This window comes from Nitrosospira sp. Nsp2, from assembly GCF_003050965.1.
In the GTDB taxonomy this organism is placed as follows: Bacteria; Pseudomonadota; Gammaproteobacteria; order Burkholderiales; family Nitrosomonadaceae; genus Nitrosospira.
The window spans coordinates 348811-363359 of record NZ_QAOU01000002.1 but is presented as its reverse complement, the minus strand read 5'-3'; the positions used below and the strand labels follow the sequence as shown (position 1 = coordinate 363359).

Sequence of the window (14549 nt, the reverse complement as noted above, 5' to 3'; positions counted from 1 at the left end):
ACCTCAATAAATGTTCACGATGCCTGAGTCACTGACGCCATTCAACGCTTTAACCACCGCTTTTGAGCCTTTTTTGGAGACGGGGTCGTGCCCCTTGATCAACACCTGTTCCAGAAACATGGTCGCATGCGTCGTAGCGCAGACGAACCCCGTCATCAAAAATTTGCACGCTGATTTGGCGGCTTTGCGCCGGTTGTCCAGCGGCTTGAAGAAATGTACATGGCTGGAGCAGGAAGCCATGAACAATAGCTTGCACGCCAGCGATGACTTGTCGAGATGGGCTGAGCCGACCTGTACGGAGGTTTCGAACTCGGGGGGCTTGCGTGCCAGGATGTTGTAGAAATGCCGGCCCTTGAGAGGCTTGTCGCCGCGCGCTGTCGTGGTGGTTGAGAGCTTGGCGTAACAGGTATCGAACAAGCGCCAGGCGCCAGCCGTGGAGCACGCCGCTGCGGCTGCGATTTTCTTCGCCTTGATCGCTTTCTGCTGCGCTTTCGCGTTCGCGGCAGCGGTGGCCAGGGCTGCCGGCAGGAAAGCCTTGGGACCGGAGGTGGTAAGGTCGTATTCCGCCGGCGTGACCGAATGGTGGACGAGGTCGCCTATGCATTCCGTATCGGTCGCGTCGTAGCCCATGCGAAAATGGACTCCCCAAGGGTTGACCGGAAATGTCTTCGTGTCCGGCACCTTTGGCGTGCCCGCCGGCGCGAAAGCCGGGCCCTGACCGTAACGTGAGTGGCCCTCGTACACCACAAAAATATCGGCGGTGTCCAGCGCCTTGGCGAATTCCGCCTTGGTATACACCACCTCCACTTCGTGTGTAACGCCTTTCGCGCTTGCGCCTTTCGGATACGTCCATGCCGAAACCGCGCCTTTCTTCGGGTCGCATTTGTCTTTCAGAAACTTAAGCAGCGCTATCCCCTGACCCACGTCTCGGATTTCGACGCCCTCCGCGATGACGATCTTTTGTGCCATGGCCCTACCTCATCCCTTTCCAAACAAGGCTGATCCAAGCTGCCAGAGCTGCCATGAGCCATAAGAGCTCTTCAAAGCTGCTTTCAGCTACGCGCGACGTTTTGCTGCCTGCTGCGCGCCGCCCGCTCAGCTATCAGCTACGGAATGATGACCTTCAGCTCGTCATACACGAATCCATCGGTCGGCACGGTGACATCAAATTCATCCACGACCGGATATACCCCTTCAGGTTTCGCCGGATCGGCCGGGGCGCCCGGAGTCGATTCCACGGTTACGTAATCCGCGCCATTCATGCCCAGTTTGTCCTCGCGGCCGCGGTACTGCTCGATTTCCGTCAACAGTCCGGCAAGCGGGCCCGAGGTGATGTCGTAGCCAACTTCGCCTTCCATATGCTTGGCGAGCCACTGGATCGCCTCGCGCTCGCGGCTCCTGCGCATCGGGACGCAGATGCGTGCCCACGGGCTATTGAGAAACTCGTTTCGCCGCCGGTCGCCATCCAGTTGAATCAGCCAGCCGAGCGAGCTGCCCAGGGGCGCGGGGTCGCTCTCAGCGGTAATTTCATAGGCTTCACGCTCGAGCCCCACGGTCTTGGAGGCGAATCGTGGTTTCCACCACGACGGATGGGTATAGGTGAAGATGCCGTCGATATCGAAGTAGCGATGGAAATACTCGATCTCCAGCGGGGTGGGTTCGCTCGGATCGTCGCCGCGGCCGAACAGGTAGCTCACCATGCGGTTCATGACCTCGTAGCGCTCCTCGCGCCGCAGGTCATTCGCGGGACGACTCTTGATCTTGCTTTTTTCAGTGATGAGGGCCTTGTTCTGCTCAAACTGCTTCTGGAGTGCCTCTTCGGTGATCTTGGCGACTGCGGCCTGACGCTGCGCTTCCCAGGCGGCCATCACGCTTTCGGACGGTTTCCAGACGTAGCTGTAGTTCACCTGCACCGGCGCGCTGTCGCCGGGCAGGACGCCAAGCTTGGCGGTATAGGTGCGGGTGCCCGGGTCCCATGTCGATCCCAGGTCGAATTCATTGTGCGGCGCCGGAGAGAGATCATCCTTGCCGCCCCCTTCGAGATCGGTGATGTTGTCGATGCGCACGCCGGTCACGTCGCGGTCATCGCCCGGCTTGACCACGATGGTGACGTAGTACATCTTTCGGCTGGAATCGTACAAAATGCTGGTCGAGGTCGAGTCGGACTCAACCCCGCCCCCGGGCCGCGGCGGAACGCCCGGCGGGATCTCCGGCACCGTGATCGGGCCTGTCTCCCGGAAGTGGACGAAACGGCTGCGCGCCAGGCCGGTGCCGGGGTTGCGCAGATACAACTGCCACACCAGTCGCGGACCCAGATCCTGCACCTTTACGCTCACGCGCCGGAGCACACGCCGCAGTCCATAGCTGACCGGCTGGGGGCTTTCATTGCGGATTACGCGCCTCGTAGTAGTGGTCTCAGTGACTTCGGTTGTATCCCGCGTTTTGATGCTGAAGCTCTTGGTGATGCGCTCCGACGCCCGCTTGGTCACTTCTTTCAGGCGCCGAGTGGAGTATTCGCGGCTGCGCTGCGAGCTGACGCCGAAGCTCGCCGATGCGGACGCGCCCACCTGCCACACCCCAACTCCACCGGATGCGCTCGCCGACATCGAGGCGGAGACATCCTGCTGCACCATCGATGAAACTTTGTCCGATACTTCATCCAGGTTCTTTTCTTCGACTGCCTGCTCGCTCACGATTTCCAGCCCCTGTTCGAGAATCTCCTCATGAATCTGCTTGCGTACTGTCTGGTAAATCACCTCCAGCGTTTCGAGGGGGGCAACGGTGAACGCCTCCTCGATGGGCCCCACGCCTTCCTCCTTGTTGAAGTAGAGCTGCCGGTAATAGTGCGCGATTCCGATCGGGGATAACGCCTCGTGGATGCTGATTGCTGCCGGCCACATATGGGGCAAAACGGTTCCCCTGAAATTGGTGTTGGCCAGCATCAATTGCATCAGGTCTTTGTCGGGCTGGGCGACCCACTCCTGCGCGGCTTTCAACAGATTTTCCTGGATCACGTCCCGGGTGCCGATGAAATCGAAATCTGGCGACCTCGCGCCGAGGCGGCTCGAAACGGCCATGGGGATGGTTTTTAACCCTTGGGTGAATGAATTGAAGCGGGCTGATGCAGCTGCCGCGCCCGCCCCACCGGCACCGCCAGCTCCGCCAGCTCCGGCGCCTCCAGCGGCTCCAGCGGCTCCAGCGGCTCCGAGGTTGGCAGCCTGCTCACGGGATAATTGGGCGGGATCAGTCAGGGAAAACCCGTTCAGGTAGACATCTTTCCCGATTGCGACCGCATTGGGAAAATTAGGCACCTCCACCTTCTGTATCGCTTCCGGAGGAATTGCCCGGCCATGGATATCGATCGGCACCCGCAATTCCTGACCCCTGAACTCGAAATCGATCTGTGCCGGGAGGGGCTTGCGGAGTGTCTTGCTGAGCGCGAGGGCGGATGGTGTTTTTCCATCGAACTTAATAGCCGCTGCTTTTGGCAGGCGGTACGCGACCGAGTTGGAGATGAACCGGATGCCGATGAGTGAAATCCAGCGCAAAATAAGCGGTTCATACGCTGCCACGGTCATGGTGGCGTATGCCTCGGTAAAACGCTTCAATTCTGTAGTCATGGTCTTCTCCTTGATCTTTACTCGGTCTTTTGGTGGAACGTGGCGCTAACGGTAATGGGCGAGGAATTTCACAACTGCGGTCATTCACCGATCTCAGGTGTTTTGTTCGGCACGCGACACAACACCGGCAAATCCGGTTGGTACAATCTGTTCCGCTTGAATGATAAAAACGATTTGCTGCAATCGAGCCGGCAGTGCGTAGAATATAGGTATAGATGAACTTTCCATGGATGGCAATTGAAGTGAGGCTTCGTGTCACTTCCTGGGAAGGAGTTCTGCTGCCCGCGGACCGATGCGCGCCCAAACGGGTCCGATAGGAGCCAGCGGCCTTACGATGTGATAGCCTGCCGTGATCCGATGGATTTGAAGTTGCAGTCATCCATTCCTCTTACGAAAGCCGGTAATGAATGCATAATTCACGGTTGAAACCACTCACTCGACACCACGGCCATGAGCAAAAAAGGCGACAAGAAAGAAAGCGGCACGAAGAAAGAAAACGGCAAGGCTGGCAAACTAGCCACCAGCAAGCCGGCAGTCGAAATGTCGAAGAAAGACTATGAAGAAACGCTATACCGGCTGCAGATCGAGCTCGTGAAGCTGCAGCGGCATTTAATCAAAAGCAATGAAAAGATCGTGGTCATCTTCGAGGGTCGGGATGCCGCTGGCAAGGACGGGACGATCAAACGCATTACTGAACATCTGAGCCCGCGTGAAACACGCGTCGTGGCCCTGGGCAAGCCTTCCGATCGGGACCGCAGTTCGTGGTACTTCCAGCGCTATGTTCAGTATTTGCCCGCCGCGGAGGAACTGGTGCTGTTTAATCGCAGCTGGTACAACCGGGCCGGGGTCGAACGGGTCATGGGTTTCTGTACTAACGATGAGTATGAGGAATTCATGAGTTCCGTATTGGAATTCGAGCATATGCTGATCCGCTCGGGCCTCAAGCTCCTCAAGTATTACCTGGACATCAGCAAGGCCGAGCAGGCAAAACGCCTGGAAGGGCGCAAAAAGGACCCCCTGGCACAGTGGAAAGTCAGTGCGCTTGATGAATACGCATTGAAAAAATGGGATGAATACACGCTAGCGCGCGACAAAATGCTGGTGCACACCCACAACCTCATCACGCCGTGGATCATTGCCCACGCCGATGACAAACCGTCTACCCGGATCAATGTCATCAAGGACATGCTCAGCCGACTGGAGTATGAGGGCAAGGAAGAGCGGCTGATTCTGCCGGACCCGAAGATTGTGGCAACGTTCGACGCCTCCTTTATCGAGGAAGGCCTTCCTGCAAGATAAGCGCGAAAACGCCCCTACACTTTGACGCGCCTGCCTCGGGGGTCTCTTTGGGGGGGTCTCGGAGCCTGGACCAGGGACACAAGGACAAGGACACAAGGACACCAAGGACACCAGGGACACCAAGGACTCCGTCGTGGCACCCCCAATCAGATTTCAGTGAGAGGAACTATCAGAATGCTTTGTTTGAGAAGCAGGAGTTCCAACGTTCACGTATTTGCGGAAAAGCTCATCAACCTTGGTTTTGTATTCATCCAGCCGGGGGTCCTTGCCATAGGCATCTGCGGTTTCAAGTATTGCCTTGTTGAAGTCTTCATCGCCCGTGCGCAAGGATAGCGTCAAGGATCCGTCTTTAGCGAGTGCTCTTTCCCAGCGGGCACGGATATCCGCCCAGAAGCCGCTAGTCGATTTCCAATAGTCCAAGGCGGGTTTAAAGTCGTAACCGTCAATGCGACGGTACTCATTGAAACCGAATTCCCGCACGAGTACCACGTCCTTACCATCCTCTTTGCGTATTACTTTGGTATTGTCCTGCTCGTGCGTCCAACCCTGGGGCGTGATGGTATGCCGGTTCTCCCCATTGATCAGTTGGTAGTCGTCACGCTTGGTGTATTCGCGCCGTGGCAAAGGCCGCCAACCGCGTTCGGAGGTCCAGGTTGAAACCCCATATCTGTGGTTCCATTTTCCGCTGCCGGAGTAGCGCGGCGCATCATTTACCTCGTATACCAATTGCGTCCATGTGCCCGGGATTGCGGCTGCTTCCCTTTGCCGTGGTTCGACGCGCTGATTACCTACATAAACCCAGTGCTTCGGTGATTCGTAAACCCAGTCCTGACGCCAATGCTTGGTGATCGTGCCGCCACCCATGACGAGGATATGTTGCAGCGAGATACGCTTACCCGTGTCTTCGACCAGCAATACATGCTCGAACGCGCCGCTGCGTTTGGGATCCTTGCGGGTGTAACCCGGCTTTAACACAACGGTTTCATCGAAATTGAATCTCACCTGGTAGTTGCCCGGCATTGCGAGAATCGCCCGGCGATCGCACTCGAACGCATTCTCTCCGGCTGCACAGCCCGCAACGGGACGTTCGACAGTCGGGTAGTCGGCGGAAGCTGCTACGGAAGCCGGGACAGAAGCTGTTTTTGCTAGAAATGATTTCCCTGCGCATGCACTTAACAGGGGCAATAAAAGCAAGCAGGCTGCAACCTTTGATGCGCGTTTCATTCGTATCTCCTGGCCAGGAACCAAATTGATAAGACTGATAAGACCTGAAAATTTCACAGTTGTTGCCACGCAAAAATCGCAGATCAGGCTTTGTCGTCGCTTCGGCTCTACCCCTTTCGGGCGGTTTTAGCCTGTGAGGCGGCTGGCTTGCTGGCGGGCTGGCTTGGTTGCTGGCTGGCTGGCGGGCGGGCACCTGTATTACGGTCTGCTACCGGTGTGACATTGTCACTGTAAACAGGTTCGGGAGAATGCAACAGGTTGTTGCTGGTTCAAGGTTCTTCACTCTGGAGCATCGGGCTCTCCGTATAAAGGCATTTTGCTATTCCCGGGAAACATCGCTGATCCGGCGGTTCATTACTTTCAGCTGCGCATTTGCCACATTCCCGGAGTAATTAGTCAACAAGCAGGCAAGTTTAACTGGAAAAGACGAGGTTCGTAAGATCCGGGCGGATATTACGAACCTCAAGGAGGTGATGAACCTAAGGAGAAAAGAATGAAAATACACCACGTACTACATGCTTATCAGAAACAACAAGCAGCTTAAGTATAGAGACGGCGGACCAGCTTTGGAATGCGACATATTGCCGCGCGACAATTTGTCGCACCCGCGCGGATTGGTCGTCGAAACCAGCACCACTTTTACGACAAATATAGACAACCACGCGCCCCGCTTTGCTCTGTACTACTTTAACCATACCTATTTTTGCGCCTCAGGGCGGATATGCGAGCTAAGGCTGAGGAGCGAAGGCAGCCATATAGGCGATATGCGATAGGCGGATGCGGCATATTTCCGGATCGCTCCAGGTTTTCGGCACTTCATGTGGCGGCCGCGAAATACGCCTTGAAAGCATAAAATGTGTCGCCGGGGATAAGTCTCGTCGTCTGAACATTCCGATAGCCCGCATCCTGCAACTGATGGACTAGTTCGTCCACGGCGGGTAATCGCCCGCGGGTTGCAGTTGCCGCGCCCCATAGATTTAGCACCTCGATCCCCAGGTTCCCTCCCTGGCAGCAGGTCGTCATTAGCAGAAAACCTCCGGTTTTGATGAATTTCCCCACCTGCCGCAGGAGAGTAACTCTATCTTCAACCGGAAAATAATAAATATTGTTGTAAAGCGTTACGATATCGAAAAGCTCGCCAGCAGTCTTTCCCCTGATGTCTCCGATTTCAATCCTGGCCCGGTCCTGCAAGGCCCACTCACGAATATTCCGGCGGGCGACTTCGGCGACGTGCGGCTGTAATTCCAGTCCCAATGCTGAAAGTAATGGGTTCCTTGATGCCGCATACTTGATGTAGAAGCCAGAGCCGCAGCCGATCTCCAGCAGGCTAACGCGGCCGGAAACGGGAAAGGTACGATCGATGGCACCTGTCTGGAATGCTTCCAACACCCGTGATGACCGCGCAATCACTTCTCCATCCTGATCTTTCAAACCCCAGAATTCCCCATTTCTCAGTTTCTCGGGGGTACGGGAGATCAATTTGTAATGAAGATCGGCCACCTCCTGCACCAGGGCCAAGGCCGCGTCATTCTGCGGCAACGCCAGTTTCTTTGCCAGGCCCCTCAGATTGTATCCTCGTTGGCTCAATTCCAGGAAACCGAGACGAACGCCCAATTGTAATCAGGCTTCCAGCGCCTCGCGGCCCTTTGGATCCCTGCAATACGTCCCAGCCAGTTCTTGCCCACTCACGGGCCCGTGGGACAAAAGATCGAACAAGCCGCTATTTTTAGCCGCGGCTAGATAAGAGAGCTTGTAGAAGTTTTTGAACAATGCGCTGGTGCAGGTCAACGTAGAAAGTTGATCATTTTTGAATAATTTCAGGAACGGCTTTATAGACATGAGGCCTCCGTGATGAGCCACTATTTGGTGTCCAGCCCATGCAGGAATAGTTCCAGCATGCGATCGAATTCAGTGTTCAGGTCCAGTCCCGGCGTGTGGAGCCAGCGCAGCAGCGCCGCGAGATGAAGGTATTGCAGATAATAGGCAAGCAATGCGGCGTTTTGCGCCGAGCTGAATTCACCGCTCAGCTGGCCGGCTGAAATAAAGTTAGCGAAGACCGAATCCAGCCCGCTTTCGCGCTCCCGCGTCTCTCGCATTCCTACCTCCCCGAGGCAGAAACGTAAATAGGGAGCCAGGTAGTCGCGATGCGCTACCGACCACTCAGCCGAGTGCCGGAAGAATTCATGCAGGCGTTGGACGACGGTCGGTAATTTAGCCAGGTCGGCCAGCAGCGTGGGGAGTTCGTTTGCCAATCCACGATGGATGCGATGTCTGAGCAGTGCCTCCTTGACTGGAAAGTGCTTGTACAAAGTCGCTTTCGCAACGTCCGCTACGTCGGCGACGCGTTCCATGGTCACTGCGTCAAACCCATGCATTTTAAACAGGGCCCAAGCTGTATCGGCCAGATGGTCAGCAATCTGTTGCCGCTTGCGTTCTCGTCGGCCGGTGGCGACCATACTTGAATTCTTCAAGATATTCCGAAGACAGGATTTATATAAAGGCATACAACGTATGGAGGTATACATCGTATATCTTATATTTCAATATTATTAGCGCAGCTGCATTTCCCATACTTTACACATATAAAAGTTGACAAAGTGTCATCGATTTGTGATAATTTGTGCCTTAGATAAAGCACTTCGTGATGTTTGGCCTCATCAATCAGTGTCCGCGCGGCAGTATTTAGGCAAGTCAGCGTGAAAACAGGAAAAGTGTTCGTTATGGCCGCCACCCTGGGGATACTGTGTGCATGCGCACCGATGAGCCCTTATGAAGCGGTGAACAGCCCCGCTGTTCTAAAGATAGTCGAGAATGCCCGCACGACGGGGGATCATGCTGCATTGAGCACGTATTTTGAAAATCTGGGGGCGGAGATGCGGATCAAGGCCGAGGAACAGAGGAAACTTCTCCAGCATTACCAGGAGAAAAGCTATCTCTATGGACGGCAAGCGCAGGACCAGCAGTCGCATACGTGGGCCTTGATGCACAGGTATGAGCAGGCGGCAAAGACGAGTCTTGGCAAGGCGGCTTCGCACCGGCAGATCGCGGCCAGGCTTGCGCGGGAGAGTGGGAACGCTACACCTCGTCCGGATCGAGGACGGTAGAGAGCTTAGGGTCGGTAGACGCTCGCCCTGACGGCAGCTCTGACCTCAGCCCTCCCCCCGCGCTCTGAAAGCAAGTAAAAGTAACTAAGCGTTTCAGTAGATCGACGCCCAAAGTATCGAGTGCGCGTTATTTTATTGTTCAGGCAGTGCCGCATGGCTAAGCAACGGGCCAATCAGCCTGCCTTAGCCTGCTTTAGCCTGCCTTGGGGGCAACCCGCCTGAAGGGCATGATGCCAGGGAGGTAATTTTGCGAAACATCTGGTTACCGGTTGCCATACTTGCCATCTTTCTGCTGATCAGCATTGCCGCATTGGCTGGACTCGGGAGGAATATCGCCCAGAAACGGGACGCTTACAGCGATCCATTATGCAAGGCATTCATGGACAAAACTCCCCAGGCCGTGGACAACATGGCGGCCAAAAATCCGGGTGGACAGGAAAAGAACAAGGAGGAGCACGGCATGTCAGGGCCTGAGCCTTACCGTGCCGTCGGAAAAAACGTTTCCAGTAAATACAGGATCGCCGCCAGAAGCGGTACAAACCAAAGTATGAAAATGATCCGCCGCGCGCCCACCAGTTCGGGCAGCATGATTTTGCCGCGGTTGCCCCACTTTAAAATAGTTGAATCCAGAAAACCCGACATTTCTGCGTAGAGATAACTGCCTGCCAATAAGCCAAAAACGCCCGCGATGGCATCAAAATTCCCCTGCCCAAGCGCTGCGGCCCCCGTACCCGGGCAGTATCCCAGCAATCCGAAGCCAACTCCAAAAATCAAACCACCGATTATGTTAGCCGCATAACGCGTCGGTTTCACGTGCAGCTCTACAAGTCCCAATGCATGCATCGAGAAGATCCCGATCATGCCGGTAGCTATTGCCGTTAGCATGATCTTCATTACCGTGAAATCCGTCAGGAACAGGGCACCCATCAGCACCTCGTACTTGGCCACCCCGCCTTTTTGAAGCAAAAACCCGAATATCGTGCCGAAGAAAAGGCCCAGCATGAGCTGATGCGCTGCCTCGGGATTGAATTTCTCCTGGCGGTCTTCCGTCAGGGAGCGGGACACATTTCCACTGAGGCTTTCCTCGGTTTCGTCTTCCAGGCCACCCGGTGCGACTGAGTTCATATTTGCTCCTATTCGATCCTAGATGCCGAACATGAGGTTCGCGGTAACCGCTCCGCCAATGAAAAAGCACATCAGCGCGATCCATGACCCCACCGATAGCTGCATTGTGCCGCTGATGCCATGTCCGCTGGTGCAGCCGCCCGCGAGACGCGCCCCAAACGCCATGGCCGCTCCGCCGAGGAAGGCTACTCCAAGCCTGAGCGCATGACTGGAACCGAAATGTTCTTCCCATAGCTGAGGTATCCACCGGCCGGTAAACTCGTCCCCCGTATACGCCGCGATATAAGCACCCAAAAGTATCCCGAACAGGAGCATCACGTCCCACTGGATCTTGGGTTTTGTTTCCTGGTAGAACTTCAGCGACTCGGTATGGCGTTTTGAAAACAGTTTTCCGATAAGCCCGGCAACCCGGGCATAGGCCGTCGACGCGCCAATCGGCTGGTTGGAGAAATAAAATGTCGCCATCGACAGCACCCCGATCAATGCGCCGACCAGATAGGGAGACCATGCGCCGACATCGCTTCCACTGTAGTCCATGATTGCCCCCTATCTTGAAGTGGACCGGCTAGCTTTTGCTGCCGTTATTCGGGTCAGTTGGTTTGGCGGGCTTTTCAAGCGGGAGATGGAGAGCCTCCCAGGCCTTGAGGCCGCCCAGCAGGTTGGAAACGTTCATGAATCCGCTGCGCCTGAGAATGCTTGCAGCGAGGCCGGCGCGATGGCCAACGCTGCAATGCACCACCAGTTCATCTTCTTTCGGTAGCGGAGGAATTTTTTCTTCGAGGTCACCGACATAAATATGGAGCGATCCGGGTATGCGTTTTTGTTCCCGTTCATGGTCATCCCGGACATCCAGCACGCTGATACGGTCCTTCTGCATCCGTTCGGCGCACTCCTGCGCGTTGGTGGTGCCCAACCTGTCGAATGCAAGCCCCTGGTTCCGCCATGCTTCTATTCCGCCAGCCAGCACCCCTTCCACGCGATCCAGGCCGATACGCGCGAGGGACGTTACCGCTTCATGAATATGCCGGGGCTCCTCGACTACCAGGAATATCGGGGTGTTCTCATCCGCTATCCATCCGGCAAACGCAGGAAGGCCCTGCAGCCAGACGTTGTATGATAACGGTATATACGCGCCGGCAAAGGCATCCGGCGGGCGGCAATCGATCACGATACCCTCCTTCATCCTTTCGTGGAATTCACGGGGCTGCAGCATGCGCACACCGCTTCGCGGGCGCGGTCTTCCTCCTTGCAAATTCACCTTTTCCATCTGGGAAAAATAAGGCGGACAAGGCAGCTTCTCCGCGACCTTGTGGTCCATGAACGCCTCGCGGCTGGTTTTAAAGACCAGGTTTGTTTCTTTTTCGATGCCGAGCGTGGAGTCGTCACGATCGGAAATGCTGCCGCCGCAGGCGGAGCCGGCTCCGTGCGCTGGAAAAATCAGGGTTTGATCGCCTAACAGCGCGATCCTTTCATGGATGGAATCATAAAGGATTCCAGCGTTTTCCCGTGTCTTCGCCGGGTCTGAGAGATCCGTACGCCCGGTGTCGCTGACAAACAGCGTGTCCCCGGTAAAAATGCCCCAGCATGTCGCTCCGATGTCCTTCGTATAAGCGGCATATGCCATGCTTTCAGGAGTATGCCCGGGCGTTTCCAGTGCAACGAAGCGCGTGGTGCCGGCCTTGAGTTCCTGTCCGTTTTCGAGCTTGATATCCGATTGGCCGAACAGTTCGTGCTTGCCGGTGACAATGTGGGCGCCAGTAGCGTCCGCCAGCGCGCGCGAGCCGAATTCGAAATCTTCCTGACGGTGCGTTTCGAAAATATAAGCGATGCTCAAGCCGTTGTTTTGCGCGAGTTCAAGGTATTCCTCGACATCCCGGCGCGGGTCGATCACCACGGCTATTCCTTCTCCGCAGCCGAGTATGTAAGAGTTCTGTCCCAATCCTGACGCTTTCAGTCTTTTGAAAAACATGCGCCGCTCCAATTTTCGCCAAATTTCGCCCCACAAGCTCTACTACCACCCGTCATTCGAACGCTAATTAAAGTATCAGGGGGACCTTGCATGGTCAGTACGATCGCACACATAGATGGGTAGACGTGGCATGAGGCAGGCAATGGAACTGAAACACAGCCAATAGTCCAATTGCCGGGGGGGATATCCAAGTGGGTATGCGGTGCGTTCTGCGGAGCACTGCGTTATCATGGCGGCAGTTTTTCCGACCTTGCCCATGCCCGATATCGATTCGTTCTTTTCACCCGAGGGCCCGCTGGCGCGGACAGTGTCCGGGTACAGTCCGCGCGCGCAGCAGCTGGAGATGGCGCGGGCAATTGCTGAAACCATCGCGGCAAACTCCGTCCTGGTGGCCGAAGCGGGTACCGGCACGGGTAAAACCTTTGCCTATCTGGTTCCGGCTTTGCTCGGCGGTGGCAAAGTAATCATCTCCACCGGCACCAAGACCTTGCAGGATCAACTTTTCAATCGCGATATTCCGACCGTGCGCGCTGCGCTCAAGGCGCCGGTCACCGTGGCGTTGCTGAAAGGGCGGGCGAATTACGTTTGCCATTATCACCTGGAGCGCACCGTGCAGGAGGGGCTGCCCAGCCTTGCCAGCCGCGAAGAGGTGAAATATCTCAAGCTCATCGAGCGCTACGCAAAGGTCAGCAAAAGCGGCGACAAGAGCGGCCTGAGCGAGGTGCCGGAAAATGCCGGTATCTGGCAGCAGGTGACTTCCACCCGCGACAATTGTCTCGGTTCCGAATGCCCTCATCACAAGGAGTGTTTTGTCATGGAGGCCCGCAAGCAGGCGCTGGCGGCGGATGTGGTGGTCGTCAACCATCACCTCTTTTTCGCCGACGTCATGCTGCGCGACGAGGGTCTCGCCGAACTGCTCCCCGCATGCAACACGGTCATTTTCGATGAAGCCCACCAGCTGCCGGAAACCGCCAGCCTGTTTTTCGGCGAAACGGTCAGCACCAGCCAATTGCTGGAACTGGCGCGCGACACGGAGGCTGAAGCATTGCGGGGGGCGAAGGATTTTGCCCCCCTGCCCCCGGCCATCGCGGCGATGGAGAAAGCCGCGCGTGACTTCCGTCTGACGGTGGAGGGCGAGAATACCCGCATGCCGCTGGCGGCGACAATGAAAAATCCGAAATTCGGCATTGCCCTCGATGAGCTGCTGCAAAAACTTGATGCGATGACAGAGATGCTGGAAAGCCAGGCACAACGCTCGGAAGGCCTGGATAACTGTTGGCAGCGGACGCGCGAAATCGGCGCCAGCATAAAGCGATGGCGTAATGAGGCCGAGGCCGAGGGGTTCGTTCGCTGGGTGGAGGTGTTCAGTCAGGCCCTGCAACTCAACGCGACGCCGCTTTCCATCGCTGAAATTTTCAACAAGCAGTTAAGCGGGTCCCCGCGCGCATGGGTATTCACCTCGGCGACACTGTCAGTGAAAGGCGATTTTTCACACTATACCAGCGAGATGGGCTTGAACGCTGAGTTGGTGGCGGCGCGGTCGGCCTGCTGGGAAAGCCCGTTTGATTTCGCCAATCAGGCTTTGCTCTATGTCCCAGCCGGCCTCCCGGATCCCAACAGCCCGAAATATACGGAAGAGGTGGTGAAGGCGGCGTTGCCGGTATTGAAGGCCAGCCGTGGACGCGCATTCTTGCTGTGCACCAGCCTGCGGTCGATGACGCGCGCACACGAGCTGCTGCTGGAAGCATTCAAGGCGGAACAGCTCGACTATCCGGTATTGCTGCAAGGCCAGGGCTCGCGTTCCCACATGCTGGAGCGTTTTCGCAACACGGCCAACGCGGTACTAATCGGTAGCCAGTCCTTCTGGGAGGGGGTGGACGTGCGCGGCGAAGCCTTGTCCCTGGTGGTGATCGACAAGCTTCCCTTCGCCCCGCCCGATGACCCGGTGCTGGCGGCCCGTATTGATAAAATCAACAAGGAGGGCCGCAACGCCTTCATGGAGTATCAATTGCCGCGCGCGGTTATCAACCTGAAGCAGGGAGCGGGAAGATTGATCCGCGACGAGAGTGATCGTGGCGTGCTGATGATCTGCGATCCGCGCCTCATTACCAAACCCTACGGCAGGAAGATCTGGCAAAGCCTGCCGCCCATGAAGCGTACGCGTGTGCTCGGCGACGTGGAGTCATTTTTCGCCAAACGCTGAACGCA

The 14549-nt window shown here is 56.4% G+C and carries 12 protein-coding genes; 3 read left to right on the top strand and 9 right to left on the bottom strand.

From position 1 onward, the window contains the following. Positions 1 to 3 precede the first annotated feature (3 nt). A complete protein-coding gene (locus tag C8R31_RS05850; RefSeq protein ID WP_107693119.1) occupies positions 4 to 969 on the bottom strand; it encodes a hypothetical protein in 966 nt (321 codons plus the stop codon). Between the two features lie 137 nt (positions 970 to 1106). After that, on the bottom strand, positions 1107 to 3620 hold the full coding sequence (locus C8R31_RS05845) for a hypothetical protein (protein ID WP_181320456.1): 2514 nt from the start codon (positions 3618 to 3620) through the stop codon (positions 1107 to 1109). Between the two features lie 450 nt (positions 3621 to 4070). Between C8R31_RS05845 and ppk2 the strand changes: the two genes are divergently transcribed. Next, positions 4071 to 4919, top strand: coding sequence for a polyphosphate kinase 2 (gene ppk2, locus C8R31_RS05830; protein WP_107693115.1), 849 nt, complete (start codon positions 4071 to 4073; stop codon positions 4917 to 4919). Between the two features lie 153 nt (positions 4920 to 5072). Here the strand turns inward: ppk2 and C8R31_RS05825 are convergent, their stop codons facing one another. From C8R31_RS05825 to C8R31_RS05805, 4 genes are all read right to left on the bottom strand, one after another. Continuing rightward, entirely contained in the window at positions 5073 to 6143 is a 1071-nt protein-coding gene (locus C8R31_RS05825) for a DUF6607 family protein (RefSeq protein ID WP_107693114.1), read from the bottom strand. 816 nt (positions 6144 to 6959) lie between these two features. Beyond that, a complete protein-coding gene (locus tag C8R31_RS05815; RefSeq protein ID WP_107693112.1) occupies positions 6960 to 7757 on the bottom strand; it encodes a cyclopropane-fatty-acyl-phospholipid synthase family protein in 798 nt (265 codons plus the stop codon). A 6-nt stretch (positions 7758 to 7763) separates the two neighbouring features. After that, positions 7764 to 7982, bottom strand: a complete 219-nt coding sequence (locus C8R31_RS05810) for a hypothetical protein (protein WP_107693111.1) — start codon at positions 7980 to 7982, stop codon at positions 7764 to 7766. 20 nt (positions 7983 to 8002) lie between these two features. Continuing rightward, the gene (locus C8R31_RS05805) at positions 8003 to 8614 is read right to left on the bottom strand and encodes a TetR/AcrR family transcriptional regulator (RefSeq protein ID WP_258192574.1); all 612 of its coding nucleotides are present in this window, start codon (positions 8612 to 8614) and stop codon (positions 8003 to 8005) included. A gap of 225 nt (positions 8615 to 8839) precedes the next feature. On the opposite strand from C8R31_RS05805, the gene C8R31_RS05800 reads away from it, so the two are divergent. Continuing rightward, on the top strand, positions 8840 to 9247 hold the full coding sequence (locus C8R31_RS05800) for a hypothetical protein (RefSeq protein WP_258192573.1): 408 nt from the start codon (positions 8840 to 8842) through the stop codon (positions 9245 to 9247). A 477-nt stretch (positions 9248 to 9724) separates the two neighbouring features. Here the strand turns inward: C8R31_RS05800 and C8R31_RS05795 are convergent, their stop codons facing one another. Genes C8R31_RS05795 through C8R31_RS05785 form a run of 3 tightly spaced genes read right to left on the bottom strand, consistent with a single transcriptional unit; the run spans position 9725 to position 12341 of the window. Next, positions 9725 to 10372, bottom strand: a complete 648-nt coding sequence (locus C8R31_RS05795; protein WP_107693108.1) for a YeeE/YedE thiosulfate transporter family protein — start codon at positions 10370 to 10372, stop codon at positions 9725 to 9727. 18 nt (positions 10373 to 10390) lie between these two features. Then, positions 10391 to 10909, bottom strand: a complete 519-nt coding sequence (locus tag C8R31_RS05790) for a YeeE/YedE thiosulfate transporter family protein (protein ID WP_107693107.1) — start codon at positions 10907 to 10909, stop codon at positions 10391 to 10393. Positions 10910 to 10937: 28 nt separating this feature from the next. Continuing rightward, on the bottom strand, positions 10938 to 12341 hold the full coding sequence (locus C8R31_RS05785; protein ID WP_107693106.1) for an MBL fold metallo-hydrolase: 1404 nt from the start codon (positions 12339 to 12341) through the stop codon (positions 10938 to 10940). 256 nt (positions 12342 to 12597) lie between these two features. Here C8R31_RS05785 and C8R31_RS05780 point away from each other — a divergent pair, with 256 nt between their 5' ends. Further along, a complete protein-coding gene (locus tag C8R31_RS05780; protein ID WP_107693476.1) occupies positions 12598 to 14544 on the top strand; it encodes an ATP-dependent DNA helicase in 1947 nt (648 codons plus the stop codon). Positions 14545 to 14549: the final 5 nt, after the last annotated feature.